This window comes from Micromonospora sp. NPDC005553 (assembly GCF_042871765.1).
GTDB lineage: Bacteria > Actinomycetota > Actinomycetes > Mycobacteriales > Micromonosporaceae > Micromonospora.
Map to the genome: position 1 here is coordinate 954,386 of NZ_JBIAJD010000003.1, position 25,470 is coordinate 979,855.

At 70.2% G+C, this 25,470-nt stretch carries 25 protein-coding genes and 2 pseudogenes; 17 read left to right on the plus strand and 10 right to left on the minus strand.

Annotated elements, in window-relative coordinates; translation table 11 throughout:
• The 5 genes from ACFYPG_RS17020 (at position 1) to ACFYPG_RS17040 (ending at position 4,571) form a co-directional block, all read left to right on the plus strand.
• Positions 1 to 930, plus strand: a complete 930-nt coding sequence (locus tag ACFYPG_RS17020) for a F0F1 ATP synthase subunit gamma (protein ID WP_355008060.1) — start codon at positions 1 to 3, stop codon at positions 928 to 930.
• Entirely contained in the window at positions 930 to 2,366 is a 1,437-nt protein-coding gene (gene atpD, locus ACFYPG_RS17025; RefSeq protein ID WP_387352664.1) for a F0F1 ATP synthase subunit beta, read from the plus strand. Before ACFYPG_RS17020 ends, atpD begins: the two co-directional genes overlap by 1 nt.
• 224 nt (positions 2,367 to 2,590) lie before the next feature.
• Positions 2,591 to 3,733, plus strand: coding sequence for an LCP family protein (locus tag ACFYPG_RS17030; RefSeq protein WP_355008233.1), 1,143 nt, complete (start codon positions 2,591 to 2,593; stop codon positions 3,731 to 3,733).
• A gap of 88 nt (positions 3,734 to 3,821) precedes the next feature.
• Positions 3,822 to 4,103: a F0F1 ATP synthase subunit epsilon gene (locus tag ACFYPG_RS17035; protein WP_355008058.1), complete on the plus strand. Its 282-nt coding sequence runs from the start codon at positions 3,822 to 3,824 to the stop codon at positions 4,101 to 4,103.
• 12 nt (positions 4,104 to 4,115) lie between these two features.
• On the plus strand, positions 4,116 to 4,571 hold the full coding sequence (locus tag ACFYPG_RS17040) for a DUF2550 domain-containing protein (protein ID WP_355008057.1): 456 nt from the start codon (positions 4,116 to 4,118) through the stop codon (positions 4,569 to 4,571).
• Positions 4,572 to 4,976: 405 nt separating this feature from the next.
• Here ACFYPG_RS17040 and ACFYPG_RS17045 read toward each other — a convergent pair whose 3' ends face one another.
• Positions 4,977 to 5,549, minus strand: a complete 573-nt coding sequence (locus ACFYPG_RS17045; RefSeq protein ID WP_355008056.1) for a cob(I)yrinic acid a,c-diamide adenosyltransferase — start codon at positions 5,547 to 5,549, stop codon at positions 4,977 to 4,979.
• On the opposite strand from ACFYPG_RS17045, the gene murA reads away from it, so the two are divergent.
• Both murA and ACFYPG_RS17055 read left to right on the plus strand, forming a co-directional pair.
• Positions 5,548 to 6,990, plus strand: coding sequence for a UDP-N-acetylglucosamine 1-carboxyvinyltransferase (gene murA / locus ACFYPG_RS17050; RefSeq protein WP_387352666.1), 1,443 nt, complete (start codon positions 5,548 to 5,550; stop codon positions 6,988 to 6,990). The genes ACFYPG_RS17045 and murA overlap by 2 nt on opposite strands.
• A gap of 96 nt (positions 6,991 to 7,086) precedes the next feature.
• Positions 7,087 to 7,935 (plus strand): 3-hydroxyacyl-CoA dehydrogenase family protein, encoded by an 849-nt coding sequence (locus tag ACFYPG_RS17055; protein ID WP_355008054.1) that lies wholly within the window; start codon positions 7,087 to 7,089, stop codon positions 7,933 to 7,935.
• Positions 7,936 to 7,975: 40 nt separating this feature from the next.
• Here the strand turns inward: ACFYPG_RS17055 and ACFYPG_RS17060 are convergent, their stop codons facing one another.
• Entirely contained in the window at positions 7,976 to 8,821 is an 846-nt protein-coding gene (locus tag ACFYPG_RS17060) for an ABC transporter permease (protein ID WP_387352667.1), read from the minus strand.
• Positions 8,818 to 9,669 carry an ABC transporter ATP-binding protein gene (locus tag ACFYPG_RS17065; RefSeq protein ID WP_355008052.1) on the minus strand — a complete coding sequence of 284 codons (852 nt, stop codon included), beginning with the start codon at positions 9,667 to 9,669 and terminating at the stop codon, positions 8,818 to 8,820. Before ACFYPG_RS17065 ends, ACFYPG_RS17060 begins: the two co-directional genes overlap by 4 nt.
• Before the next feature lie 150 nt (positions 9,670 to 9,819).
• Here ACFYPG_RS17065 and ACFYPG_RS17070 point away from each other — a divergent pair, with 150 nt between their 5' ends.
• A complete protein-coding gene (locus ACFYPG_RS17070) occupies positions 9,820 to 11,826 on the plus strand; it encodes a protein meaA (protein WP_387352669.1) in 2,007 nt (668 codons plus the stop codon).
• A gap of 40 nt (positions 11,827 to 11,866) precedes the next feature.
• On the opposite strand, the gene ACFYPG_RS17075 is transcribed toward ACFYPG_RS17070, so the two are convergent.
• Both ACFYPG_RS17075 and ACFYPG_RS17080 read right to left on the minus strand, forming a co-directional pair.
• Positions 11,867 to 12,163, minus strand: coding sequence for a DUF1540 domain-containing protein (locus tag ACFYPG_RS17075; RefSeq protein ID WP_355008050.1), 297 nt, complete (start codon positions 12,161 to 12,163; stop codon positions 11,867 to 11,869).
• Between the two features lie 83 nt (positions 12,164 to 12,246).
• Positions 12,247 to 12,864, minus strand: coding sequence for a DUF4126 domain-containing protein (locus ACFYPG_RS17080; protein WP_355008049.1), 618 nt, complete (start codon positions 12,862 to 12,864; stop codon positions 12,247 to 12,249).
• A gap of 71 nt (positions 12,865 to 12,935) precedes the next feature.
• On the opposite strand from ACFYPG_RS17080, the gene nucS reads away from it, so the two are divergent.
• Positions 12,936 to 13,595 (plus strand): endonuclease NucS, encoded by a 660-nt coding sequence (gene nucS, locus ACFYPG_RS17085; RefSeq protein WP_354943221.1) that lies wholly within the window; start codon positions 12,936 to 12,938, stop codon positions 13,593 to 13,595.
• A gap of 8 nt (positions 13,596 to 13,603) precedes the next feature.
• Here nucS and ACFYPG_RS17090 read toward each other — a convergent pair whose 3' ends face one another.
• Together ACFYPG_RS17090 and ACFYPG_RS17095 are read right to left on the minus strand one after the other, a co-directional pair.
• The gene (locus ACFYPG_RS17090) at positions 13,604 to 14,260 is read right to left on the minus strand and encodes a class I SAM-dependent methyltransferase (protein ID WP_355008048.1); all 657 of its coding nucleotides are present in this window, start codon (positions 14,258 to 14,260) and stop codon (positions 13,604 to 13,606) included.
• Positions 14,261 to 14,340: 80 nt separating this feature from the next.
• Complete coding sequence (locus ACFYPG_RS17095) at positions 14,341 to 15,837, minus strand: aldehyde dehydrogenase family protein (protein ID WP_387352671.1); 1,497 nt, start codon at positions 15,835 to 15,837, stop codon at positions 14,341 to 14,343.
• A 308-nt stretch (positions 15,838 to 16,145) separates the two neighbouring features.
• On the opposite strand from ACFYPG_RS17095, the gene ACFYPG_RS17100 reads away from it, so the two are divergent.
• From ACFYPG_RS17100 to ACFYPG_RS17130, 7 genes and pseudogenes are all read left to right on the plus strand, one after another.
• Positions 16,146 to 16,511 carry an FHA domain-containing protein gene (locus ACFYPG_RS17100; protein WP_255750185.1) on the plus strand — a complete coding sequence of 122 codons (366 nt, stop codon included), beginning with the start codon at positions 16,146 to 16,148 and terminating at the stop codon, positions 16,509 to 16,511.
• An 80-nt stretch (positions 16,512 to 16,591) separates the two neighbouring features.
• On the plus strand, positions 16,592 to 17,662 hold the full coding sequence (locus ACFYPG_RS17105) for an alpha/beta fold hydrolase (protein ID WP_387352672.1): 1,071 nt from the start codon (positions 16,592 to 16,594) through the stop codon (positions 17,660 to 17,662).
• Between the two features lie 125 nt (positions 17,663 to 17,787).
• Positions 17,788 to 19,578, plus strand: a complete 1,791-nt coding sequence (locus ACFYPG_RS17110; protein WP_387352674.1) for a 3-hydroxyacyl-CoA dehydrogenase family protein — start codon at positions 17,788 to 17,790, stop codon at positions 19,576 to 19,578.
• A gap of 41 nt (positions 19,579 to 19,619) precedes the next feature.
• Positions 19,620 to 20,115: pseudogene (locus ACFYPG_RS17115) on the plus strand (SigE family RNA polymerase sigma factor).
• Complete coding sequence (locus ACFYPG_RS17120; RefSeq protein ID WP_387352676.1) at positions 20,112 to 21,269, plus strand: hypothetical protein; 1,158 nt, start codon at positions 20,112 to 20,114, stop codon at positions 21,267 to 21,269. Before ACFYPG_RS17115 ends, ACFYPG_RS17120 begins: the two are co-directional and overlap by 4 nt.
• A gap of 11 nt (positions 21,270 to 21,280) precedes the next feature.
• Positions 21,281 to 21,610 carry a hypothetical protein gene (locus ACFYPG_RS17125; RefSeq protein WP_355008042.1) on the plus strand — a complete coding sequence of 110 codons (330 nt, stop codon included), beginning with the start codon at positions 21,281 to 21,283 and terminating at the stop codon, positions 21,608 to 21,610.
• A 176-nt stretch (positions 21,611 to 21,786) separates the two neighbouring features.
• Complete coding sequence (locus ACFYPG_RS17130; RefSeq protein ID WP_355008041.1) at positions 21,787 to 22,596, plus strand: alpha/beta hydrolase; 810 nt, start codon at positions 21,787 to 21,789, stop codon at positions 22,594 to 22,596.
• A 44-nt stretch (positions 22,597 to 22,640) separates the two neighbouring features.
• On the opposite strand, the gene ACFYPG_RS17135 is transcribed toward ACFYPG_RS17130, so the two are convergent.
• The 3 genes and pseudogenes from ACFYPG_RS17135 to ACFYPG_RS17145 form a co-directional block, all read right to left on the minus strand.
• Entirely contained in the window at positions 22,641 to 23,852 is a 1,212-nt protein-coding gene (locus ACFYPG_RS17135; protein ID WP_387352678.1) for an AI-2E family transporter, read from the minus strand.
• A 15-nt stretch (positions 23,853 to 23,867) separates the two neighbouring features.
• Positions 23,868 to 24,056, minus strand: a complete 189-nt coding sequence (locus ACFYPG_RS17140) for a DUF397 domain-containing protein (protein WP_355008039.1) — start codon at positions 24,054 to 24,056, stop codon at positions 23,868 to 23,870.
• Positions 24,047 to 24,269 (minus strand): annotated as a pseudogene (locus ACFYPG_RS17145) (Scr1 family TA system antitoxin-like transcriptional regulator); the annotation flags it as partial. The gene ACFYPG_RS17140 and the pseudogene ACFYPG_RS17145, both read right to left, overlap by 10 nt.
• 107 nt (positions 24,270 to 24,376) lie before the next feature.
• On the opposite strand from ACFYPG_RS17145, the gene ACFYPG_RS17150 reads away from it, so the two are divergent.
• Positions 24,377 to 25,378, plus strand: a complete 1,002-nt coding sequence (locus ACFYPG_RS17150) for an endonuclease domain-containing protein (RefSeq protein ID WP_387352680.1) — start codon at positions 24,377 to 24,379, stop codon at positions 25,376 to 25,378.
• The last annotated feature ends 92 nt before the right edge of the window (positions 25,379 to 25,470 follow it).

A 25,470-nucleotide genomic window follows, 5' to 3' on the forward strand; every position in this document is an offset into this window, starting at 1 on the left:
ATGGCGGCCCAGGTTCGCGTTCTTCGTCAACGAATCCGCTCGGCGAAGTCGATGAAGAAGATCACCAAGGCGATGGAGCTCGTGGCGACGAGCCGGATCGCCAAGGCCCAGGCCCGGGTGCAGGCGTCCCTGCCGTACGCCCAGGCCATCACCGGTGTGCTCACGGCGCTGGCGTCCAACGCGCGGATCGACCACCCGCTGCTCACCCCGCGCGAGCGGGTGCGGCGGGCGGGTGTCCTGTTGGTCACCAGCGACCGTGGCCTGGCCGGCGGTTACAGCTCCAACGCGATCAGGATGGCCGAGTCGCTGGTCGCGCGGCTCAAGGCGGACGGCAAGGAGCCGGTGCTCTACGTCATCGGGCGTAAGGGCGTCGGGTTCTACCGGTTCCGCGACCGGCCGATCGAGGCGAACTGGACCGGGTTCAGCGAGCAGCCGTCGTTCGAGGATGCCCGTACCGTGGGTGAGACGCTGATCAAGGCGTTCACCGCCGGTGCGGACGACGTCGACGGTGGCGCTGGCGCGGACGGGGTGCTCGGCGTCGACGAGTTGCACATCGTCTACACCGAGTTCCACTCGCTGATGACGCAGAACCCGGTCACGAAGATCATCGGCCCGATGCAGGTCGAGGACCGGCCGCGCTCCGAAGGACTGCTGCCGGCGTACGAGTTCGAGCCCGAGGCGGAGGCGCTGCTCGACGCGCTGCTGCCGAGGTACATCAACACGCGGATCTACGCGGCGTTGCTCGAGTCGGCGGCGAGTGAGTCGGCGGCACGGCGGCGGGCGATGAAGAGCGCCACCGACAACGCCGAAGAGATGATCGAGAAGTACACGCGTGAGATGAACTCGGCCCGTCAGGCCGGGATCACCCAGGAGATCAGCGAGATCGTCGGCGGCGCCAACGCGCTTGCCGCGTCGGGAAGTGAAGTGTGATGACTGCACCAGTAGAGACCAAGACGGCCACGGGTCGCGTGGTCCGGGTCATCGGCCCGGTCGTCGACGCCGAGTTCCCGCGCGACGGCATGCCGGCCCTGTTCAACGCCCTGAACGTCACCGTGAGCCTGTCCGGCGGTGAGAAGACGCTGACCCTGGAGGTCGCCCAGCACCTGGGTGACAACCTGGTCCGCGCCATCTCGATGCAGCCGACCGACGGTCTGGTTCGCGGCGCGGAGGTGCGTGACCTCGGCGAGCCGATCAGTGTGCCGGTGGGCGACGCGGTCAAGGGCCACGTGTTCAACGCGATCGGCGAGGTGCTCAACCTCAAAGAGGGCGAGACGTTCGAGGCCGACGACCGGTGGGGTATCCACCGCAAGGCCCCGGCCTTCGCGGACCTGGAGCCGAAGACCGAGATGCTGGAGACCGGCATCAAGGTGATCGACCTGCTCGCCCCGTATGTCAAGGGCGGCAAGATCGGTCTGTTCGGCGGCGCGGGCGTGGGCAAGACGGTGCTCATCCAGGAGATGATCACCCGTGTTGCCCGTAACTTCGGTGGTACCTCGGTCTTCGCCGGCGTGGGTGAGCGCACCCGTGAGGGCAACGACCTCATCGCCGAGATGACCGAGTCCGGCGTCATCGACAAGACCGCGCTGGTCTACGGCCAGATGGACGAGCCGCCGGGCACCCGGCTGCGGGTGGCGCTCTCCGCGCTGACCATGGCGGAGTACTTCCGCGACGTGAAGAAGCAGGAGGTGCTGCTCTTCATCGACAACATCTTCCGCTTCACCCAGGCCGGCTCCGAGGTCTCCACCCTGCTCGGGCGTATGCCGAGCGCTGTGGGTTACCAGCCGACCCTGGCGGACGAGATGGGCGAGCTCCAGGAGCGGATCACCTCCGTCCGGGGCCAGGCCATCACCTCCATGCAGGCGATCTACGTGCCGGCGGACGACTACACCGACCCCGCCCCGGCCACCACGTTCGCCCACCTGGACGCGACCACCAACCTGGAGCGGTCGATCTCCGACAAGGGCATCTACCCGGCCGTGGACCCGCTGGCGTCCTCGTCCCGGATCCTCGCCCCGGAGTTCGTCGGCGCCGAGCACTTCCAGGTCGCCACCGAGGTGAAGCGGATCCTGCAGCGCTACAAGGACCTGCAGGACATCATCGCCATCCTCGGCATCGAGGAGCTCTCCGAGGAAGACAAGATCACCGTGGCCCGGGCCCGGCGGATCGAGCGCTTCCTGTCGCAGAACACCTACGCGGCGGAGCAGTTCACCGGCGTGCCGGGCTCGACGGTCCCGATCAAGGAGACCATCGAGGCGTTCCGCAAGATCAGCGAGGGTGAGTACGATCACTTCCCCGAGCAGGCGTTCTTCATGTGCGGCGGTCTCGAGGACCTGGAGAAGAAGGCTGAGGAGCTGATGAAGGCCTGACCAGCCCTCGTCGATCCCCGTAGCAAAAAGACTGCCCCGGCAATGCCGGGGCAGTCTTTTGTTCATGTTCGCGCCTTAGCATCGTCGCGGTCCGTTACTCGTGGTCGTCACTTCCACGGCTCCCGAGCTACGGTTCGTTCCGCGCTCACCTGAACGAGCGTTGATCTTTGCAACCTTTCGACGACGTGCGCCCGTCTTCCTCGTCGTGGGCGTAACGAACGGAGCTGCTCGTGGGTAAGGCCGGCAAGAGTGGCCGCAAGGCGTCCCTCTGGCGAGGTGTGCCGCGGTGGGCCAGGCTCTGCACGGTGTTCGGCACCGTGCTGACAGTGCTCAGCGGCGCCGTGCTGGTCGGCACCGAGGTGCTGATGGCCCGCTACGAGGGGTCCGTCGGCAAGGCCGACCTCTTCGGCGACCAGGCGGCGGGCGCCCAGGCGAAGAAGAGTGACATCAAGGGGCCGCTCAACATCCTGCTCGTCGGCATCGACCCGCGTACGCCGACGGCCGCGCCGCTGGCCGACTCGATCATGGTGCTGCACGTGCCGGCCTCGATGGACCGGGCCTACCTGTTCTCGCTGCCTCGTGACCTCTACGTGCGGATTCCCGCGTTCAAGAAGGCCGAGTTCCCGGGCGAGACCACGAAGATCAACGCGGCGATGTCGTTCGGCAGCAGGGTGCCGGGGGCCAACCCGGACGCGGCGCGGGGCTTCGAGTTGCTGGCCACCACCGTGCAGAACGTCACCGGCATCAAGCGCTTCGATGCCGGCGCGATCATCAACTTCACCGGTTTCCAGAAGATCGTCGACGCCATGGGCGGTGTCGACATGTACATCGAGCGCGACGTGAAGTCCGAGCACAAGCAGCCGGACGGCAAGCCGCGGCCGGGCAACACCCGTGGTGAGGGCTACGTCGGCCCGCAGGCGATCTACAAGAAGGGCAACCGGCACCTGAGTGGGTGGCAGGCGCTGGACTACGTCCGGCAGCGCTACCCGAAGAACGGCGTTCCGGATTCCGACTACGGTCGTCAGCGCCACCAGCAGCAGTTCGTCAAGGCGATGGTCGGCCAGGCGTTCAGCGCCGACGTGGTGTCCAACCCGATCAAGCTGGACAAGGTGCTCCGCGCCGCCGGCCAGTCGTTGATCTTCAACGGTCGAGGCAACAGCGTTGTCGACTTCGGGCTCGCCCTGAAGGACATCCGCCCGAACACCATCGAGATGATCAAGCTGCCCGGTGGCGGAGTCTTCGAGGGGCAGAAGTACCTGGGCGAGCAGTTCCAGGAAGGTGTGCCGGACTTCTTCACCGCCCTGCACAACGAGCAACTCGACCCGTTCCTGCTGGAGCACCCGGAATTCGTCAACAAGGCCAAGTAGTCAGGTCGGCGTTGTCCCCACCCGCGTTGGGCGCGCCGCATCGTCAGGCTAGACTTTCGGCAATCCGTAGCCGCAGCAAGGAGACAGCGTGGCACAGCAGCTTCACGTCGAGCTCGTCGCCGTCGAGGAGAAGGTCTGGTCCGGTGACGCCGAGATGGTCGTCGCCCGGACGACCGAAGGCGAGCTCGGTGTCCTGCCGGGGCACGCGCCGCTGCTCGGCCAACTCGCCGAGCCTGGTCAGGTGCGCATCAAGCTCGCCGGCGGCGAGCAGGTCGCCTACGAGGTGGCCGGCGGCTTCCTCTCGGTGAGCGCCGAAGGTGTCACAGTGCTGGCCGAGAGCGCAACCCCGGTCTCCGCGCAGAGCCGCTGAGCCACACCGGGGATGGAGATCGTCGAAGGATTCGGAATCGGCGTTGTCGTCATCCTCGGCGCGCTTCTGACCCTCTTCGTCCGGCGAGCTCTGGTCACCCGCAGCGGCGGCATCATCCGGCTCAGCGTCCGAGTCTCCACCATGCTCGACGGCCGCGGCTGGTCGCCCGGCTTCGGCCGGTTCGCCGGTGACGAGCTGCGCTGGTACCGGATGTTCAGCTTCGCGATCCGGCCCAAGCGGGTCCTCTCTCGCAAGGGGCTGGCCGTGGAGCGCCGCCGGTTGCCCGAAGGTCAGGAACGGTTCTCCATGCCGGCCGACTGGGTGATCCTGCGCTGTACCAGTCACCACGCACCGGTGGAGATCGCCATGGCGCGATCGACAGTGACCGGTTTTCTCTCCTGGCTCGAGGCCGCCCCTCCGGGGGCGGTCTCGCCGCGTATGGCCTCCCAGGACTGGCCGGCTGCCTGATCTGCTCTTCTGTGGTTGCTCTTCTGGGTTTCCGGGGGAGCCCGCCCGGCTCCGGGCGGTCAGGCTTGATCCCTGCGCCGGGCGGGCTCCCCCGGAAACCCTTCGTCGGTCCCTGTCCGCTGGTCCGGCGCGGTTTTCTCACCTGCCGTTACCCGTACAGCGGGGTCTCGCCTTTTCGGCGGACGTGGCAGCGTGATCGACTCGGCTTCCTGGAAACCGTGGTGTTTCGGTGGCTGGGATGGCCCGACTTCACGGAAGCCGAGTTGATCTAGACGCTGGTTGCCCTGGCTGTGCGGGCCCGCCCTGGCCGTGCGGCCGGTCCGGGCTGAGGAGCCGGCCCTGGCTACGCGTGGTGGCGGGCAGAGTGGGAACTCAGACCTCGACGTGGTGCGGAGCGCCCGACGTTCAGCGCTTGCCGCCCGGCACCCATAGCACGTCTCCTGCCGGATTTGCCGTTCTTGACAGGATAAAGAGCAGATCGGAGAGCCGGTTGAGATACTTTGCCGGGAGCGTGCTGGTTCGGTCCGGATCGTGGCTGACCAGCGCCCACGCTGCCCGTTCGGCACGCCGGGCGACGGTCCGCGCCACGTGCAGCAGCGCCGCACCTGCGGTGCCGCCGGGGAGGATGAAGGAGTCGAGCTTGCTCAGGCGTGCGTTGTACTCGTCGCACCAGCCCTCCAGGCGCTCGACGTACTCCTCGGTGACCCGCAGCGGCGGGTACTTCGGCTCCGGCTCGACCGGGGTGGACAGGTCGGCGCCGACGTCGAACAGGTCGTTCTGCACCGACCCCAGCACGCCGCGAAGCTCCTCGTCGAGGTTTCCCAGCGCGAGCGCGACGCCGATCGCCGCGTTGCACTCGTCGACATCCGCGTACGCGGCGATCCGCGGATCGGTCTTCGGCACCTGCTCGTTGTTGCTCAGCCTGGTCATGCCGGCGTCGCCGGCCTTGGTGTAGATGCGCGTGAGGTGGACGGCCATGACGCACAGCCTACGGATTCCCGACCTGACGATCCCGGCGCGGCCGGACAGCACCGCCGGCTGGCCGGTGGTGGTGGGCCCCGGCGACGCCGGCGATTCGACGGTCAACGATGTCGACGTCATCCGGGTACGCGGTGACGCCCGACTGTCCGGCACCGTGCACGTGGTCGGTGCCAAGAACTCGGCGTTGAAGCTGATGGCCGCCGCGCTGCTCGCCCCGGGCCGCAGTGTGATCACCAACGTCCCCCGGATCACCGACATCGCGATCATGGGGGAGGTGCTACGTCGGCTGGGCTGCGACGTCCAGTTCTACGCGGACGACCCGGTCGACCCGATGGTCGCCCGTGGCGGTGTGGCCCGGTCCCGGTCGGTGACGATCGACGTACCCGAGCAGCCGGGCGCGGAGGCCGACTACGACCTGGTCCGACGGTTGCGCGCGTCGATCTGCGTGCTGGGCCCGCTGCTGGCCCGCCGGGGGTACGTGCGGGTGGCCCATCCCGGCGGTGACGCGATCGGGTCGCGGGGGTTGGACATGCACATCTCCGGGCTGACCCGGATGGGCGCGGAGATCTCCGGTGAGCACGGGTTCGTCATCGCCTCCGCCCCGCACGGGCTGCGCGGCGCGGACATCGTGCTGGATTTCCCCAGCGTCGGCGCGACCGAGAACCTGGTGATGGCGGCGGTGCTGGCCCAGGGCACCACGATGATCGACAACGCGGCCCGGGAGCCGGAGATCGTCGACATCTGCACGATGCTCAACCAGATGGGCGCGCGCATCGTCGGCGCGGGCACGTCGACGTTGCGCATCACCGGTGTGCCCGGTCTGCGTCCGGTGCGCCACGCCACGGTGGGGGACCGGATCGTCGCCGGTACCTGGGCGTTCGGCGCGGCGATGACCCGCGGCGACGTGACGGTGACCGGGCTCGACCCGGCCTTCCTGGAGGTCGCCCTGGACAAGGTGGTGGCCGCCGGCGCGCTGGTGGAGACCCGGGGGGACGGCTTCCGCGTACGGATGGACGAGCGGCCCCGGGCGGTGGACGTGGTGACGCTGCCGTACCCCGGTTTCGCCACCGACCTGCTGCCGATGGCGATCGGGCTGGCGGCCGTCAGCGACGGCGCCTCCCTGATCACCGAGAACATCTTCGACGGCCGGTTCATGTTCGCCAACGAGATGATGCGGCTCGGCGCGGACATCAAGACCGACGGGCACCACGCGGTGGTCCGTGGACGGGGCCGGCTCTCCGGCGCACCGGTGCAGGCGACCGACATCCGCGCCGGCGCCGGGCTGATCATCGCCGGGCTGTGCGCGCAGGGGGTCACCGAGGTGTCCCACGTGCACCACGTGGACCGGGGTTACCCCGACTTCGTGGCCGACCTGCGTGCGCTCGGGGTGGCGGTCGAGCGGGGCACCACCCCGGAGGAACCGTCACTGGAGATCTGAGGCCCTCCAAGACCCGGCCCGACCGCCACTTAGCCATCGTTCAGGCTCGCCGACTAGGGTGCAGGCAGGCACTCAATCGCAGCGAGGGAGAAGCAGATGGCGGGTCGACTCGCGGTCGTCGGGGCCGGGTTGATGGGTTCCGGCATCGCCCAGGTGGCGGCGCAGGCGGGCTGGCAGGTGACGCTGCGCGACCTGGACGAGGCGGCCACCACCCGGGGTCTGGGCGGTATTCGGAAGTCACTGGAGAAGTTCGCCGAGAAGGGCAAGATCGAGGCGTCCGAGGTCGAGGCGACGCTGGCTCGGATCACGCCGACCACCGACCTGGAGGCGGCGGCGGACGCGGACATCGTGGTCGAGGCGGTCTTCGAGCGGTTGGAGATCAAGCACGAGGTGTTCCGCGCTCTGGACAAGATCTGCAAGTCGGACGCGGTGCTGGCCACCAACACCTCGGCGATCCCGGTCACCCAGATCGCCGCGGTGACCGAGCGGCCCGAGGCGGTGGTCGGCACCCACTTCTTCTCCCCGGTGCCGATGATGCAGCTCTGCGAGCTGGTGCGCGGTTACAAGACCAGCGACGCCGCGCTGGACACCGCGCGGGCCTTCGCCGAGGAGATCGGCAAGACGGTCGTCGTGGTCAACCGGGACATCGCCGGCTTCGTCACCACCCGGTTGATCTCCGCCCTGGTGATGGAGGCGGTCAAGCTGGTCGAGTCCGGCGTGGTGTCCGCCGAGGACCTGGACACCGCCTGCCGGCTGGGCTTCGGCCACGCGATGGGCCCGCTGGCCACCACCGACCTGACCGGCGTGGACGTGCTGCTGCACGCCTCGAAGAACATCTACACCGACACCGCCGACGAGAAGTTCTTCCCGCCGGAGCTGCTCCAGCGGATGGTCACCGCCGGCGACCTGGGTCGCAAGACCGGCAAGGGCTTCTACACCTACTGAGTTGTGGCGACCGGGGCGGGCACCCGCCCCGGTCGGCCGCTCAGCCGTCGCGCTTGGTGGTCCAGCGGAAGGTGGTCAGGCAGAGCACCACGCCGATCACGCACCACAGGGCCAGCACCACTGCCACCCGGCCCAGCTCGAACGAGCCGCCCGGCTCCTGGGTGCCGAAGCTCTCCGGCAGGAACACCGACCGCAGCCCCTGGCACATCCACTTGAGCGGGAACAGTGCCGCCACCTGCTGCATCCAGGTGGGCAGGTCGGTGAAGACGAAGAACACCCCGGAGATGAACTGGAGCACCAGGGCCACCGGGGTGACCACCGCCGAGCCGCTGCGGGCGGTGCGGGCCAGCGACGAGATGGCAATGCCGCACAGGGTGCACGCGGTCACGCCGAGCACGGAGACCCAGCCGAAGGTGAGCCACTTCGCGGCGGTACCGGGCAGGTCGAGGTCGAACAGCGCCACCGCGAACGCCAGCAGCAGCGCCGTCTCGGCGATCCCGATCGCCACCACCATGATCACTTTGCCGGCGAACCAGACCCACTTCGGCATCGGCGTGCCCCGGTAGCGCTTGAGCACACCCCGGTCCCGCTCGATCGGGATCCAGATGCCCAGGTTCTGGAAGCTCACCGTCATCAGGCCGGTCGCGATCATGCCGGTGATGAAGTACTGGGTGAACTTGACCCCGCCGCCGATCGTGCCGTCGAAGATCGACGCGAAGATCAGGATCATGATGATCGGGAAGCCCATCGTGAAGACCACCGACTCCCGGCTGCGCAGGAACTGGGTGATCTCCAGTCGACCCTGGCGCAGGGCGAGCGCGCCGGCACCCGGCCGCCGGCCGCGGGTCGCGGTGACCGGCGTCGCCGGCTTCGTCGTGGTCGTCATCGCGCGTGTCCGATCATGGTGAGGTAGACGTCCTCCAGGGTCGGCCGGGTCACCGTGAGGCCGGGGACCTCGCCGCCGTGACGCGCGGCGAGGTCGGCCACGAGGGCCGTCGGCGTCGCGGTCTGCGCAAGTTCCAGCGTCCCGTCCGGGGTACGCCAGGAGACCGTGGCGAGGGCCTCCTGCCGATTGCCCAGCCGATTGGGCGCGGCGACCTCGACAAGTCGGCCACCGGCGATCACGCCGACCCGGTCGGCGAGAGCCTCGGCCTCGTCCAGGTAGTGGGTGGTGAGCACGATCGTGGTGCCGGCCGCGGCGAGATCGCGGATCAGCTCCCAGAACTCACGGCGGGCCTCCGGGTCGAAGCCGGTGGTCGGTTCGTCGAGGAAGAGCAGCTCGGGGCGGCCGATGATGCCCAGGGCCACGTCCAGGCGGCGCTTCTGGCCGCCGGAGAGGGTGTGCGTGCGGGCTTTCGCCTTGTCGGCCAGCCCGACCCGCTCGATCACCTTTGCCGGGTCGTCGGCGCCGGGGTAGAAGCCGGAGAAGTGTCGGATCACCTCGGCCACTGTCAGCTCGTCGAACTCGCCGGTGCCCTGGAGCACGATGCCGACCCGGGAACGCCAGTCGGCGTCGGGGTTGGCCGGGTCCGCGCCGAGCACGGAGACCTCTCCGGCATCCCGGTGCCGGTAGCCCTCCAGGATCTCCACCGTGGTGGTCTTGCCGGCGCCGTTCGGGCCGAGCAACGCGAACACCTCGCCACGGCGCACGTCGAGATCCACGCTCGCCACGGCCACGTTGTCGCCGTACGCCTTGCGCAGCCCTCGGACGGAGATGGCCAGCTCGTCATCCATGCCGTCAAGTGTGCGTCCTGGCAGCAACGGGTGGGTGCCCGGGGGTGGCGGTCCGCGCCACAGCGGGGGCTTGGCACCCGGACGTCCCCGACATGGACCTGTGTGGTTTTCCACAGCTCCTTTTACTGAACGGTAACTTAGACTCCGGCCATGGATGAGACGCCATTCCCGGGGCGACTGCCCGAGCGGGACCGCCCGTGGGTGATGCGCACCTACGCCGGCCACTCGTCGGCCGCGGCGACGAACGCGCTCTTCCGCCGCAACCTGGCGAAGGGGCAGACCGGCCTCTCGGTCGCCTTCGACCTGCCCACCCAGACCGGGTACGACCCGGACCACGAACTCGCCGCCGGCGAGGTCGGACGGGTCGGCGTGCCGGTGGCTCACCTCGGCGACATGCGGGCGCTCTTCGACGGTCTCCCGCTCGCCGAGACGAACACCTCGATGACCATCAACGCCCCGGCGATGTGGCTGCTCGCCCTGTACGGCACCGTCGGGCTGGAGCAGGGCGCCGACCTGGCCCGCTGCGCCGGCACCACCCAGAACGACATCATCAAGGAGTACCTGTCCCGGGGCACCTACATCTTCCCGCCGGCGGCCTCGCTGCGGCTCACCGCCGACGTGGTGGCGTACACGCTGCGCGAGATGCCCCGGTGGAACCCGGTGAACATCTGCTCGTACCACCTCCAGGAGGCCGGCGCCACGCCCGTGCAGGAGGTCGGCTTCGCGCTGGCCACCGCCGTCGCCGTGCTCGACGCGGTCCGGGACTCCGGTCAGGTGCCGGCCGAGCGGATGGGTGACGTGGTCCAGCGGATCTCGTTCTTCGTCAACGCCGGGGTGCGCTTCGTCGAGGAGATCGCCAAGATGCGCGCGTTCGGCGTGCTCTGGGACGAGATCACCCGGGACCGGTACGGGGTCACCGACGCAAGACTTCGGCGGTTCCGCTACGGCGTGCAGGTCAACTCGCTCGGCCTGACCGAGGCGCAGCCGGAGAACAACATCCAGCGCATCGTGCTGGAGATGCTCGGCGTGACGATGTCCCGCGACGCCCGGGCCCGCGCCGTCCAACTGCCCGCCTGGAACGAGGCGCTCGGCCTGCCCCGACCGTGGGACCAGCAGTGGTCGCTGCGGATGCAGCAGGTCCTGGCGTACGAGTCGGACCTGCTCGAATATCCCGACCTCTTCGCCGGCTCGCACGTGATGACCGCACTCGTCGACGAGATCGTCACCGGGGCACGGGCCGAGCTGGGCGCGGTGCTCAAGCTGGGCGGCGTCGTCGCCGCGGTGGAGACCGGCTACCTCAAGAGCGCGCTGGTCGCGTCACTCGCCGAGCGGCGTCGGCGGATGGAGTCCGGTGCCGACGTGGTGGTCGGGGTCAACCGGTACACCGAGACCGAACCCTCCCCGCTGACCGCTGCCGGCGCGGGCTCCGTCGAGCAGGTCGACCCCGCGGTCGAGGCGGCCGCCGTGGACGGCGTACGCCGGTGGCGGTCCGACCGGGACGCGGCCGTCGTCGACGCGGCGCTGGCCCGGCTGCGCGCGGACGCCGCGACCACCGCCAACCTGATGCCGGCCACAGTGGAGTGCGTGCGGGCCGGGGTGACCACCGGCGAGTGGGCCGGCGCGCTGCGCCAGGTCTTCGGCGAGTACCGGGCGCCGACCGGGCTGGCCGGAGCTACCGGCGGCGGCGGGGAGCCGGGCCTCGCGGCGGTCCGCGAGCGGGTCGCCGCGACGGCGCGGGAGCTGGGCAGCGGCCGGCTGCGGCTGCTGGTCGGCAAACCCGGCCTGGACGGGCACTCCAACGGCGCGGAGCAGATCGCGGTACGCGCCCGTGACGCCGGCTTCGAGGTCGTCTACCAGGGCATCCGGTTGACCCCGGGGCAGATCGTCGCCGCCGCTGTCGAGGAGGACGTCGATCTGGTCGGGCTCTCCGTGCTCTCCGGGTCGCACCTGGCCGCCGTGCCGGCGGTGCTCGACGGGCTGCGCGCCGCCGGCCGGGCCGACCTGCCGGTGGTGGTGGGCGGCATCATCCCGGCCGGTGACGCGGAAACCCTCCGCGCGGCCGGGGTCGCCCGGGTCTTCACCCCGAAGGACTTCGCCCTCACCGGCATCATCGACGACCTGGTGACCGTCATCCGTCGCGCCAACGACCTGCCCTGAACGAAGGGCCGTCTCGGGCAGGTCGTCGGCCCGGCGTGGGTCAGCGGCCGGTGTAGGTCATGCAGTCCGCCATGTCGTTGTCCGGGCCGACCCTGATCGACGACGCGTGGCACTCCAACTGCTCGTTGTGCCGGCAGTCGGCGCGCTGGCAGGCCCCCACCTGCGCGATCAGGCTCTCCACGCCACCCCGGACGGGCGACTCGACGAAGGTGTGGCAGTGGGCGTGATCCATGCTGCCGATGGTGATCGCGAAGGCGTGGCAGTCACCCGACTGGTTGTACGCGCATGCGGCGACCACGCATTCCTGGACTCGGGGCATCTCCAACGCTGCGGTCATGCCGACCTCCTCTAGGCTCTTGCCCCGATACTAGGCTTTTGTCGCCCCGTGCAGCCCTGGTATAGCGGGCCGCCGATCACACGTCAGACGCGGAAGCCGGCGGCGCGGGCGGCCTCCCGTTCGCGGCGTCGATCAGACCGACGACGGAAGAACCAGAAGGCGAAGAACGCCAGGCCGACCAGGGCGACGAGCACCAGCACCGGCAGGATGATCGCCACCAGGGAGACCACCACGCTGGTGGCGTCCTCGGCGGTGCTGGCGACCGGAGCGCCGATTCCGGCGGTGGTCGCGTTGATCACGGGCCGGGCCGCGGACTTGAGCAGATGCACGCCCAACGCCAGCAGCACGCCGGTGACGACCGGCACCCACTGGTGCGACGAGAAGAAGCTCCCCGGGTCGCTGACCGTCACCGTCTCCGACGAGGAGCCGGCACCGAAGGCCAGGCCACCGGCGGTGGGTCGGACCACGGTCTGCACCACGTCGTTGATGTGGTCGACCACTGGCACCTTGTCCGCCACCATCTCCACGGCGAGCAGCACGGCCATGATGGCGATGACCCAGCCGTTGCCGAGCCAGGTCCAGCCGCTGGGCAGGTCGATCAGGTCGGTGTAACGGCCGAGTAGGCCGAGGATGAGCAGGGGTATGTAGGCGTTGAGCCCCGCCGATGCGGCGAGACCGGTGCCGGTGAGGACTTCGAACACGGTCTCAGCATCGCATCGACGCGCCAGTGCCGCTCGCTGGCGACCGGTGGGTGCTCGGCTACCCTCGTCGGGTGCGGTTGGTCATTGCGAAGTGCTCGGTTGATTACGTCGGACGGCTCTCGGCTCACCTGCCGCTGGCCACCCGGTTGCTGATGGTGAAGGCGGACGGGTCGGTGTCCATTCACGCCGACGACCGGGCGTACAAGCCGTTGAACTGGATGAGCCCGCCGTGTCGGTTGGAGGAGGCCCCCGGTGTGTGGCGGGTCGTCAACAAGGCTGGCGAGGAGCTGCGGATCACCCTGGAGGAGATCTTCCAGGACACCTCGTACGAGTTGGGTGTGGATCCGGGCCTGCGCAAGGACGGGGTGGAGGCGCACCTACAGGAGTTGCTGGCCGCCAACCCGGGCACCCTGGGCGAGGGGTTCACGCTGGTCCGCCGTGAGTACATGACGGCCATCGGCCCGGTCGACCTGCTGTGCCGCGACGCCAACTCGGGCTCGGTGGCCGTCGAGGTCAAGCGACGTGGCGACATCGACGGCGTGGAGCAGTTGACCCGCTATCTCGAGCTGATGAACCGTGACCCGCTGCTCAGCCCGGTCGTCGGGGTCTTCGCCGCCCAGGAGATCAAGCCGCAGGCCCGGGTGCTCGCCACCGACCGGGGCATCAGGTGTGTGGTCGTGGACTACGACAAGCTGCGCGGCATCGTGAAGGACGAGCTGACCCTCTTCTGACCGGCGTACTACCCGGTGCGCACCGCGATCAGCGACTTCGGCAGACCGAACACTCGCTCCACAAGCATTGTCGAGTCGGGGAAGTAGTGACGCATCTGCGAGCGGTCCAACAGCTCGGTCCAGAGCACCTGGTGGATGGCGGCGTCGTGGCTGCGGGTCGGCTTGTGCCCCAACGGCCAGCGTCGGGCGAACGCGGTGCGCAGTCGTACCGGCAGGAACTGCATGCCGGGCGCGATCCAGTGTGGCTCGATGGGGAAGTAGCGGTAGGGCGTCTGCACCCAGTGTCGGTCAGCCAGTGAGCGGACGGCGGCGGCGAAGCGGATCCGGCGTTCGTGCCCGCCCACATGCTCCAGCACGGAGTTCGAGAAGACCAGGTCGTAGCCGCCCTTGGTGAGGTGCGAAGGCAGGTCGCAGGCATCGGCCTGCTCGACGTGGGCCCAATCCGGGACGACAGCGGGCGGCTGCTCCAGGTTGACGACTGTCACCCGGGCCGGTCGGACGGTGGCGCGGTGCCAGGTGCCGAGCCGACCACCGAGGTCGACCACGTGCATGTCGCCGATCTCGGGAAAGGTGCGCGCCAGCCAGTCCGAGCGGTGCCGACGCCGTCGGGCGCTCCACGACTGGTCACTGTCGACAAGGCGGTAGCGCAATCGATTGGGGCCCATCTAACGCAATGTACCGCCGTGGCCACAGTGACCAAACATGTGGATGCAACGATCTTTGTTGATGATCGGTTATCTGACACTCACCTGCCGTACATGACCTTGATGGCCTTGACGAGTCGGGCCACGTCGGCCGGGGTGCGCTCGAAGGTCATCGACGGCAGCAGCGACCGGGCCCGACGCCTGGTGATCGCCTTGGCCCGACCGAACTCACGCAGGCCGTCCTCCCCGTGGATCCGCCCGAAGCCGGAGTCGCCGACACCGCCGAACGGCAGGGTGGACATGCCGGCGAAGGTCAGCGTGGAGTTGATCGACGCCATCCCGGAGCGCAGTCGCCGGGCGATGGCCACCGCGCGCCGCCGGCCGAAGACCGAACCCCCGAGGCCGTACGACAGGGCGTTGGCGCGGGTGAGGGCCTCGTCGGCGTCGCGGACCCGGCTGATGGTCAACGTGGGACCGAAAGTCTCCTCGCGGACGGCGGCCGACTCCTCCGGAACGTCCACCAGCACGGTGGGGTGGACGTACGGCGGCTGTACGGCGCTCGGGCCGCCGAGCACGGCGCGTCCGCCGGACGTGATCGCGGCGTCGATGTGCCGACGGATCACGTCGATCTGCTTGGGCATGGTGATCGGGCCGATGTCGGTGCCCTCCGGCCCGACCGTCAGCCGACCGGCGCGGCTCACCACCTTGTCGACGAAGGCGTCGAAGACGGCGTCGACCGCGTACACCCGCTCGATGCCGATGCAGGTCTGGCCGGCGTTGGTCATGGCGCCCCAGACGCACGCCTCGGCGGCCGCGTCGAGGTCGGCGTCGCTGTCCACGATCATGGCGTCCTTGCCGCCGCCCTCGATGAGCACCGGGGTCAGCGTCTCGGCGCAGGCGGCCATCACCTTGCGGGCGGTGGCGGTGGAGCCGGTGAAGGCCAGCTTGTTGACGCCGGAGCGGCACAGCGCCGCGCCCACGTCGCCCAGCCCGTGCACGGCGGTGAAGACCGGCTGCTCGGGCACCACCTCGGCGAAGCTGTCCACCAGCCACTGGCCGACGGCGGGCGTGTACTCGCTCGGCTTGAGCACCACGGCGTTACCGGCGGCGAGGGCGTACGCGGCGGAGCCGATCGGCGTGAAGACCGGATAGTTCCACGGCCCGATCACGCCGACCACGCCGTAGGGCTGATATTCGAGATGCCCGGAGAACTCGGCCAGGATGAGCCGGGACCGCACCCGACGTGGACCGAGCACGCTGCCGGCGTTGCGGGCGGCCCAGTCGATGTGCTCGATCGCGGTGACGATCTCGACGATGGCGTCGGCGATCGGCTTTCCGCCCTCGACGTGCACCAACTCGGCCAGCTGCTCGATCCGCTTGGCGAGCAGGGCGCGCCAGCGCAGCATCCGCTGGCGGCGGCCGGTGAAGCCGAGGCCGGCCCACCATTCGCCGGCGGCGCGGGCGCGGTCGACGGCCTGCCGCACGTCGGCGTCGGTGGCGACCGTGAGGCGTCCGGCCTCAGCGCCGGTCGCCGGGCTGGTGGAGACCAACTGACCCGCATCGATGACCGGAACGCCCGGGGTATGCACTGCCGTCATGGCGGAAGTCTAGACCCGAGGATTACTCACCGGTAGGGTGCCCGATTCGAGGCTGGGGGAGCGGCGTCGCACCAACCCGACCGATCGTTGATCAGTGCAGGTCAGGGCGTTGGTATCGGAAATGGCCCGCCCGAATCGTCGAACGGCAGGTGGCCGGGAGGTGACGAGAGGCTGACCGGCCGGTCGGTATTGACGACTACCGTCTGATGGCAAGCTGACGCGCGGAGTGACGGTGTGGGGTGGAGGGCTGACTGTCCATGGAGGAACATCCGGAACTGATGCCGCTGTTGACGGTCGCGGGTGGACCGATGCGCGGCGCGAGCTTTCGCATGCGAGCCGAGATACAGGTGATCGGCCGAGCGCCGACCGGTCAGGTTGTCATCAACGACCCACACCTGAGCCGTCGCCACGCCGAGGTGTGGCTGGCACCGGAGGGCCCGTCCCTGCGGGACCTGGGCTCCACCAACGGCACCTGGCTCAACGACCGGCGGATCACCGAGGTGGAACGACTCTCCGACGGTGACGTGATCCGGCTGGGCCGTACCGAACTGCGCCTGTTCGACCCAGGGGTGGCGCTCACCGACCCGGTGGGGCTCAGCTTCGGCCCGTCCCGACGCGACGTCCGACCGACGCTGCCGCTGCCGCTGGCCGCGCCGCCGGGCTCGCGTCGCTGATCGCCTGGCGTCCTGCCACACCGGGTAGGCCCGTTGGGTGGCGGTCCGACACCTGGACCGACGGGGACACCCGTGGCACCATGCCGCGGATGGAGACCGAGCAGCGGACCGTGACGGCGAACGGCATCACTCAGGCGGTACGGGTGGCCGGCCCGCCGGACGGCACGCCGGTGCTGCTCATCCACGGCAACTGCTCGTCCGCGCTGTTCTGGGAGCCGCTGGTCCGCCGTCTGCCGCCGACGCTGCGGGTGGTCGCCCCCGACCTGCGGGGGTACGGCGACACCGCGACCGCCCCGGTCGACGCCACCCGGGGCCTGCGGGACTTCGCCGACGACGTGGCCGCACTGCTGGACGACCCGACGCTCTTCGACACCGACGCGCGACCGGTGGTGGTCGGGCACTCCCTCGGCGGCGGGGTGGCGATGCGCCTGCTGGTCGACCATCCGCACCGGGTGGGGGCGTTGCTGCTCGCCGCGCCGGTCTCCCCGTACGGTTTCGGCGGCACCCGGGACCTGACCGGCACGCCGACCACCCCCGACTTCGCCGGCACCGGCGCCGGCACGGCGAACCGGGACTTCGTCGCCCGCCTGGCGGCCGGTGACCGGACCACTGACGCGCCGGCCAGCCCGCGCGCCGTGCTGCGAGCCACCTACGTGGCCGATCCCGCCTCGCTGGGCACCGATGAGGAACTGCTGCTGGACACAGTGCTCTCCACCGCCACCGGCGACGACAATTACCCGGGCACGGCAGTGCCGTCGGAGAACTGGCCGGGCACCGCGCCGGGGGAGCGCGGGGTGCTCAACGCGCTGGCGCCGACCTGGTTCCGGCTCGCCGACGAACTGGTGGCCGTCGCCGAGAAACCGCCGGTCACCTGGGTACGCGGAGACGTCGACGTCATCGTCTCGGACACCTCGCTCTTCGACCTGGCGTACCTGGGTTCGCTGGATCTCGTGCCCGGCTGGCCCGGCGCGGACGCCTGCCCACCGCAGCCGATGGTCGGCCAGACCCGGGCGGTGCTCGACCGGTACGCGGCGGCCGGCGGCGCGTACCACGAGGTGGTGCTGCCTGGCTGCGGGCACAGCCCGCACCTGGAGCGCCCCGCGGAGTTCGTCGCGGAGTTGTTGGCCCTGACCAGCGTGGCGGCCGGGTAGCGGCACCGCTGGGTCGTGGGTGACATAGGCCACGGCGTCTCGACAACTCACCGTCACGTGGCAGACTCGCGCGCATAACCTTAGCGGCCGTTCAGTGGCCGTGCGGAGTCCTGGGGAGGCCGGTCGTGGCGCGCGAGTTCAGCACCGTTGGTGTGGTGGGGCTGGGCACCATGGGTGCCGGCATCGTCGAGGTCTTCGCCCGCAACGGCATCGACGTGGTGGCAGTGGAAATCTCGGCACCGGCGCTGGAGCGCGGCCGGGCCACCCTGAAGGGCTCCACCGACCGGGCGGTCGCCAAGGGCAAGCTCGCCGAGGCGGACCGCGACGCCCTGCACGAGCGGGTGCACTTCGCTGTCGGGCTGGACGCGCTGCACTCCGTCGACCTGGTCATCGAGGCGGTGCCCGAGCACCTCGACCTCAAGCAGCGGATCTTCGCGGAGCTGGACCGGGTCTGCCGACCGGAGACGATCCTCGCCACCAACACCTCGTCGTTGAGCGTCACCGAGATCTCGGTCGCCACCAGCCGACCCAACCAGGTGATCGGCATCCACTTCTTCAACCCGGCCCCGGTGATGAAGCTGGTCGAGGTGGTCCGCACCGTCGTCACCGCACCCGAGGTGGTCGCCGACGTCGAGGCGCTCTGCGCCCGGCTCGGCAAGGTCGACGTCACCATCAACGACCGGGCCGGCTTCATCGCCAACGCGCTGCTCTTCGGCTATCTCAACCACGCGGTCAGCATGTTCGAGTCGCACTACGCGACCCGGGAGGACATCGACGCCGCCATGAAGCTCGGCTGCGGCCTGCCGATGGGCCCGCTGGCGTTGATGGACCTGATCGGCCTGGACACCGCGTACGAGATCCTTGACACCATGTACCGGCGCGGCGGGCGGGACCGCCGCCACGCCCCGGTGCCGCTGCTCAAGCAGATGGTGACGGCGGGGCTGCTCGGCCGAAAGTCCGGCCGGGGCTTCTACACCTACGAGCGGCCCGGCTCCCCGGTGGTCGTACCGGATGAGGCGACGCCGCCGGCCACCGACGCCGCGCTCGCCGACGGCGCGCGCGCCATCGCGAAGGTCGGCGTGGTCGGCTCCGGAACGATGGCCACCGGGATCATCGAGGTCTTCGCGAAGGCCGGCTACGAGGTCGTCTCGGTCACCCGCGGCATGGAGAAGTCCGCGAAGGTCTGCGAGGCGGTGAAGACCTCGCTCAACAAGGGCGTGGTGCGCGGCAAGCTCACCGAGGCCGACCGGGACGCCGCGCTGGGCCGGATCAGCTGGTCCGCCACGCTCGACCATCTCGCCGACGTCGACCTGGTGGTCGAGGCGGTCGTCGAGGAGTTGAGCGTCAAGAAGGCCCTCTTCGCCAGCCTCGACGAGATCTGCAAGCCGGGTGTGGTGCTGGCCACCACCACCTCGTCGCTGCCGGTGATCGACGTGGCGATGGCCACCCAGCGTCCGGCCGACGTGGTGGGGCTGCACTTCTTCAACCCGGCCCCGGTCATGCCGTTGGTCGAGGTCGTCCGCACCATCCGCACCTCCCCGGAGGCCACCGCCACCGCCCGCGCCGTCTGCGCCGCGCTCGGCAAGACCGGCGTGCTCTGCGGCGACCGGTCCGGCTTCATCGTCAACGCGCTGCTCTTCCCGTACCTGAACGACGCGGTGAAGATGCTGGAGGCCAGCTACTCGACGGCCGACGACATCGACCACGCCATGAAGTTGGGCTGCGGCTACCCGATGGGCCCGTTCGAGCTGCTCGACGTGGTCGGGCTGGACGTCTCCCTGGCCATCCAGCGCGAGCTGTACCTGGAACTGCGTGAGCCGGGTTTCGCGCCCGCGCCGCTGCTGGAGCACCTGGTCACCGCCGGCTACCTGGGCCGCAAGACCCGCCGCGGCTTCCGCGACCACTCGCACCGCTGAGCGGTGTCAACAGTGCGCGCCGGTGACGGCGTCTGAGTGGTGTGACCTTCGAGGAATACGTCAGCAGTCGCGGGCCGGCGCTCGTCCGGCTGGCCCGACTGCTGACCGGTGACGAACACCGGGCCGAGGACCTCACCCAGGACGTGTTGGCGCGCGCGTACGTGCACTGGCGGAAAATCTCCCGAGCCGACCACCCGGACGTCTACGTGCGCCGGATGATGGTCAACGCCAACACCTCCTGGTGGCGCCGCCGGTCCAGCCGGGAGTTGGCCACGGCCGAGTTCTCCGACCGGCCGGGGCGCGGGGACCTGGGTGGCGATGCGGCCGACCGGGACGAGATGTGGCGGCTGATCCTCGGCCTGCCCGACCGGCAGCGCGCGGTGCTCGTGCTGCGCTACTACGAGGACCTCGACGACTCGAGCATCGCCCAGATTCTCGGCTGTTCCCCGGTCACCGTCTTGCACCCACGCGATGCGGGCGCTCAGCCAGCTGCGGGAGCGCCACGGCGTTCCCACGACGAACGGGAGCCGGCCGTGACCGACCTCGACGAGCGGATCGCACGGGCACTCCGTGAGCAGGCCGACGGGCCCGTGGACACCGACAGCCTCTTGACGGCGGCGGTGAACGGGGGACGGGCCCGTCGGCGGCGACGGCGCGCCGTCATCGGGGCGGCGCTCGGCGTCGCGGTGCTGCTCGGGGCCGGTGTGGCAGTGCGTACGCCGTCGGCTGCGCCTCCCCAGCCGGCCGTGACACCCAGCCCGGTCGTGGTCACGCCGCCCCGGGCACCGGGGGTGCCGGGGGCAGCGGAGCGCCCCGCCCTGATCGGCACGGACCCACAGGTGCTGCACTTCGGGGTCGATCCGACAGCGGCGGAGCCGGTCGCCTGGCGCTCCGCAGGCCAGGTCGAGAGCATGCGAGTGGACCTGGGTGGCGGCGTGCAGGCGATGGTGATCGTTGCCGCTGACCCACGGACGGTCGAGACCGGTGACCCGAGCCAGCTTCGTGACATCGGCCCCGACAAGGCCACCGTCACCGGCGACAGGGATCTCGCCCCGCCCCGCCGGGACGTCGATGCCGCATCGAGGTACAACGGGGTGATACGTCAGCTCGACAGGGTCGCGAAGGGTTGGGTGCTGCGCTGGCAGCCCGTTCCGGGCCTGTACGTCCGGGTCGCGGCTCTCGGGGAGACCAGCGCCGAGGTCCGCCGGGCGGCGGCGGCGCTCCGGTTTGACGAAGCTCGCCGTTGCGTCGCGCCGTTTCGCTTGACCGCTCTGCCCCCGGGTGCCCGGATCAGCGCGTGCGAGGTGGCGGTACGGCAGCTGTTCTGGCCCCGCATCGTGAACGTGGCGGGGACCACGACGCCGACGCAGATGCCTGTCGTGGCCTCGGACCTCACCGAGGCGGCGCTGACAGTCGCTCTCCAGGGCGCGGCGACCTTGCCGGTGCGGCTCGACCACTCACCCCGTCCGTCCTCGCCCGGCCGGGCCGCGGCCAAAGCCAATCGCGAGATCGCCGGCAGGCCGGTATTCGACATGGGCGACTTCTGGCACGTGCTCGGAATTCCGAACACCCTGCTGTCTCTGGGGTACGAGAACCGCTGGGAACGGTCGCCCACGGACGCCGAGGTCAGCACGGTCATCGGTGGGCTCCGGGTCGCCGACGACCTTGGCGAGCCGGCCAGCTGGGAGTGACCGTAACCTTGGTGACTGTGAGCCCCCGTCGCAATCGCCCTCGCCGGGACGACAACGCCAACCTGGACGCCGACCGCGTCCGGCAGGGCGTCGCCTCGGTCCAGCAGTGGACCGACGGTGCCTGGCAGGTACGCGGCATCGGCGCCGGGGCGTCGGTCAAGACGTACCGCTGCCCCGGTTGCAACCAGGAGATCCCACCGGGGGTGGCGCACCTGGTCGCCTGGCCGGCGGACGGCCTGGGTGACCTGACCGACCGGCGGCACTGGCACAGCGGTTGCTGGCGGGCCCGGGAGCGGCGCGGCCCGGCGGTGCAGCGGGGCCGGAGCTCCCCGCGCTACTGAACGACCGGGCCCGGGGCGCTGCCACGCTGGACCGAGCCGACTGCCCCGGGGCGCTGCCGTGCCCGGGGTGAGCCGACCGCCCGGGTAAGGGCTCGGGAGCCTGCCCGATAGCGACCTGGGTCACCCTGTTCGTGCCTGGGCGGGCGGCGGCGGCGACTTCGCGACAGACTTGGGCGGTGAGCACAGCGATCCGCGCGTCGTCGATCCTCCCCGGCCGCCGGGAGGACATCGAGCTGCACACCGCCGACGGTCTTCGGCTGGTCGGTGAGCTGGCCCTGCCGGCCGACCGGCCGCCGGTGGCCACCCTGGTCTGCCTGCACCCGCTACCGACCCACGGCGGAATGATGGACAGCCACGTGTTCCGCAAGGCGGCCTGGCGGTTGCCCGCGCTGGCCGACCTGGCGGTGCTGCGGTTCAACACCCGGGGCACCAGCAGCGTGCGCGGCACCAGCGAGGGAGCCTTCGACGGCGCGGTGGGCGAGCGGTACGACGTGGCCGCCGCCATCGAGTACGCGGAGTTCGCCGAGCTGCCCAACATCTGGCTCGTCGGTTGGTCGTTCGGCACCGACCTGGCGCTGAAGTACGGCTGCGACCCGGCGATCGCCGGGGCGATCCTGCTCTCCCCGCCCCTGCGCTTCTCCGCCCCCGAGGACCTGACCACCTGGGCCAACTCAGGTCGGCCGTTGGTGGCCTTGGTGCCCGAGTTCGACGACTACCTGCGCCCCACCGAGGCGCGGGAGCGGTTCGCCGCCGTGCCCCAGGCCGAGGTGGTCGGGGTGCCGGGCGCCAAGCACCTGTGGGTGGGCGACGCGGAGACGGTGCTCGACGAGATCGTGCGGCGGGTCAACCCGGCCGTCGAGGTGCCGCTTCCGACAACCTGGGACGGCCCGATGGAGTCCGGCGACGTCAGCGCGTACGCCGACCGGACGGTGGCCGCCTTCGCCGACACCCCCGTGCCCGGCCCGGCCTCCACCAAGGCGGACTGACCAGAGGGCCCGAGGGCCCGGCCGCCGGTCAGGCGGGCTGACGCTCAGCGGCGCTCCTGGCGGGGCAGCACCACCTCGCGCAGGATCAGTTGCAGCGCGGCCACCGTGGGGATGGCGATCAGCGCGCCCACCACACCCAGCAGCGCCACTCCGAGCAGCGCGGCCAGCAGGGCGGCCACCTCGTTGACCTCCACCGAACGCCGCATCACCTTCGGGTAGACGAGGTAGTTCTCCACCTGCTGGTAGATGAGGAAGAAGACCGCGCAGGCGATGCCGGTGGGCAGGTCGGCGGCGAAGCCGACCAGGCTCACGATCACCGCGCCCAGGGTGGCGCCGATCTGCGGGATCAGGTCGGTCACCGCGACCACCACGGCCAGCGCGAACGGGTACGGCAGGTCGACGATCAGTGCGAAGACGAAGGTGGTAGCGCCGGCCAGCACCGCGATGCTCAGCGCGCCGACCATGTACGAGCCCACCTTGGCCAGGATCTCGTCGCCGATCAGCTGCACCCGCTGCCGCCGCGACCGGGGCACCAACGAGTAGCCCAGCGAGCGCAGCTTGTCGAAGTACGCCAGGAAGTAGATGGTCAGCACCAGCACGGTCAGCGTCCGGAACACCGTGCCGAAGATCAGTTGAGCGCCGCCCAGCACCCCGCCGAGCGCCCGTCCGACCGTCTCCGCGTTGGCCGCGCCCTGCACCCGCTCCACCACGTCGTACCGCTCCACCAGGTCATTGACCGTCGGGTTGCGGCGCAACTCGTCGAGCAGGCTCGGGATCTGGTCGATGAACTGCCCCGACTGCGTGATGATCGGTGGGACCAGCGCCACGATGCCGCCGCAGAGCAGCAGCACCACCGTCAGGGCGACCGCCGCCACCGCCAGGCCGTGCGGCACACCCCAGCGGCGCAGTCGGACCACCGCCGGGTTGAGGCCGACCGCGAGGAAGAGCGCGATCACCACCAGCACGAGGATGCCGCCGGCATTGCGAATCCCCAGATAGAGGGTGTACGCCAGCAGCACGCCCAGCGCACCGGTGAAGCCGAGCAGGAAGCTGCTGCGGCGCAGTGGCCGCCCGGGTGTGCCGAACTTCCCGGACGGGACCGCCGGCGGCTCGTCCAGGTCGACCCCCGGGACGGGAACCGGCACCGGCGGTGGCGTCTCGGCTGGCTGTGGGGTCTCCGCTGGCGGTGGCGTCTCCGCCGGTGGGGGACCGGGGGTCACGTCCGGCTCGTCGCCGGACTGGTCGTGCTGTGGCACCAGGGACCTCCCGGCTCAGGCCGTCGGCTGACGGGCGACGGCCACGAACGCCCGCCACGCGGCGGGCGCGAACACCAGCACCGGACCGGCCGGGTCCTTGCTGTCCCGCACCCCCACGACCCCCGGCAGATTGTCCGCCACCTCGACGCACTCTCCGTTGCCGCTACGGCTGGACGTGCGCCAGAGCGCGCCGATCAGGTCCATGAGGTCACAACTTCCTTCATCAGTTCGATCGACTGGCGGCGAGACAACGCAGCGTTTCTGATCATCTCCCAACGCGCCAGCAGCGTAGCCACCTCATGGTCGCCATCGACCACGAGACCGTCAATCTGATGACTCCATGTGCCCCACCCAACCACCGTCGGCGCCTCGGGCCAGATTGAACGGTCCGGAAAGGCCGACGTGCAGCCCGGTCTCGGCCGCACCCCGCCGACCCGCAGATCTTGGACACTTTTCGTCACGCCATGACGGAAACTGTCCAAGATCTGGTGGTGGGGCGGAGCTGAGGGGCGAAAGCTGTCCGGATGCTGCCCGCCGACGACGCCGACGCACTCGACTGGCTCGCCTTCGAACAGGCGGGCGTGCTGACGACCGCGCAGGTCGCCGGGTTGCTCAGCGAAGCGCGGGTGCGGGGCCGGATCCGCTCCGGTCGGTGGCGGTGGATCTGCCGAGGGATCCTGCTGGCCGGCAACGGTCGACTCACCCGCGACCAGCAACTCTGGGTGGCGGTGCTGGCGGCCGGGCCCGGGGCGGTGCTGGCCGGGGTGTCCGCCGCCGCCGAAGCCGGGGTACGAGGACTGCGACGCGAGCCGCTGCACGTGCTGGTGCCGGCAGCCCGCCGCGCCGCGCGGGCCAGCCTGCGTCGACTTCCGATCGACATACCCGCCGTCCTGGTCCACCGCACGACGGTCCTGCCCGAGGCCCATCTCCAACGTGCCCGCCCACCGCGTACCACGACGGCACGGGCCCTGGTGGACGCGGCCGGCTGGGCGACCGGCGTGGACGAGGCGCAGTCGGTGTTGGCCGCCGGTTGCCAGCAACGCCGCGTGCTGCCCGAGGAATTGCAGGCGGTGCTCGACGTTCTCCCTCGGGCTCCCCGTCGGCGGCTGATCGGGCAGACCATCAGCGACATCGCTGGCGGCGCGCAGGCGCTCTCCGAGATCGACTTTCTGCGGTTGTGCCGCCAGCGCCGGCTGCCCGCCCCCGACCTTCAGGAACACCGGGTCGACGCGGACGGCCGGAACCGCTGGCTGGACGCGTACTGGCGGGAGTGGCGGGTGCAGGTGGAGATTGACGGCGCACACCACATGGACGCCAAGCAGTGGGCGGCCGACATGCGTCGGCAGAACGACGTCTGGACCAGCGGCGACCGGATTCTGCGCTTCCCGGCCTGGCTGGTCCGCGCCCGCCCGGACGAGGTCGCCGTGACCGTCCGCCGTGCCCTCATCGCAGCCGGCTGGACCCCACCCCGACCCTGCGCCGTCCGGCGCAGAAATGAATCTTGGACACTTTCCGTCAGCGGCTGACTATTCAGTCCCATGACATCTGTCAGTGGTGAAGTCCCGATACATGTGTCAGTTGGTAGGGATCTTGGGTCTGCCGGTGGATGGTGCCTGGC

Excerpts from the sequence above, each read along its gene's own strand:
- ACFYPG_RS17105 (WP_387352672.1), top strand. The coding sequence starts at position 16,592 with ATGCCGCGGATGGAGACCGAGCAGCGGACCGTGACGGCGAACGGCATC.
- ACFYPG_RS17055 (WP_355008054.1), top strand. The coding sequence starts at position 7,087 with ATGGCGGGTCGACTCGCGGTCGTCGGGGCCGGGTTGATGGGTTCCGGC.
- ACFYPG_RS17070 (WP_387352669.1), top strand. The coding sequence starts at position 9,820 with ATGGATGAGACGCCATTCCCGGGGCGACTGCCCGAGCGGGACCGCCCG.
- ACFYPG_RS17040 (WP_355008057.1), top strand. The coding sequence starts at position 4,116 with ATGGAGATCGTCGAAGGATTCGGAATCGGCGTTGTCGTCATCCTCGGC.
- ACFYPG_RS17095 (WP_387352671.1), bottom strand. The coding sequence starts at position 15,837 with ATGACGGCAGTGCATACCCCGGGCGTTCCGGTCATCGATGCGGGTCAG.
- ACFYPG_RS17020 (WP_355008060.1), top strand. The coding sequence starts at position 1 with ATGGCGGCCCAGGTTCGCGTTCTTCGTCAACGAATCCGCTCGGCGAAG.
- ACFYPG_RS17140 (WP_355008039.1), bottom strand. The coding sequence starts at position 24,056 with ATGGACCTGATCGGCGCGCTCTGGCGCACGTCCAGCCGTAGCGGCAAC.
- ACFYPG_RS17060 (WP_387352667.1), bottom strand. The coding sequence starts at position 8,821 with ATGACGACCACGACGAAGCCGGCGACGCCGGTCACCGCGACCCGCGGC.
- ACFYPG_RS17150 (WP_387352680.1), top strand. The coding sequence starts at position 24,377 with ATGCTGCCCGCCGACGACGCCGACGCACTCGACTGGCTCGCCTTCGAA.
- ACFYPG_RS17090 (WP_355008048.1), bottom strand. The coding sequence starts at position 14,260 with ATGGGCCCCAATCGATTGCGCTACCGCCTTGTCGACAGTGACCAGTCG.
- murA (WP_387352666.1), top strand. The coding sequence starts at position 5,548 with ATGACGCACAGCCTACGGATTCCCGACCTGACGATCCCGGCGCGGCCG.
- ACFYPG_RS17075 (WP_355008050.1), bottom strand. The coding sequence starts at position 12,163 with ATGACCGCAGCGTTGGAGATGCCCCGAGTCCAGGAATGCGTGGTCGCC.
- ACFYPG_RS17065 (WP_355008052.1), bottom strand. The coding sequence starts at position 9,669 with ATGGATGACGAGCTGGCCATCTCCGTCCGAGGGCTGCGCAAGGCGTAC.
- ACFYPG_RS17045 (WP_355008056.1), bottom strand. The coding sequence starts at position 5,549 with ATGGCCGTCCACCTCACGCGCATCTACACCAAGGCCGGCGACGCCGGC.
- atpD (WP_387352664.1), top strand. The coding sequence starts at position 930 with ATGACTGCACCAGTAGAGACCAAGACGGCCACGGGTCGCGTGGTCCGG.
- ACFYPG_RS17100 (WP_255750185.1), top strand. The coding sequence starts at position 16,146 with ATGCGCGGCGCGAGCTTTCGCATGCGAGCCGAGATACAGGTGATCGGC.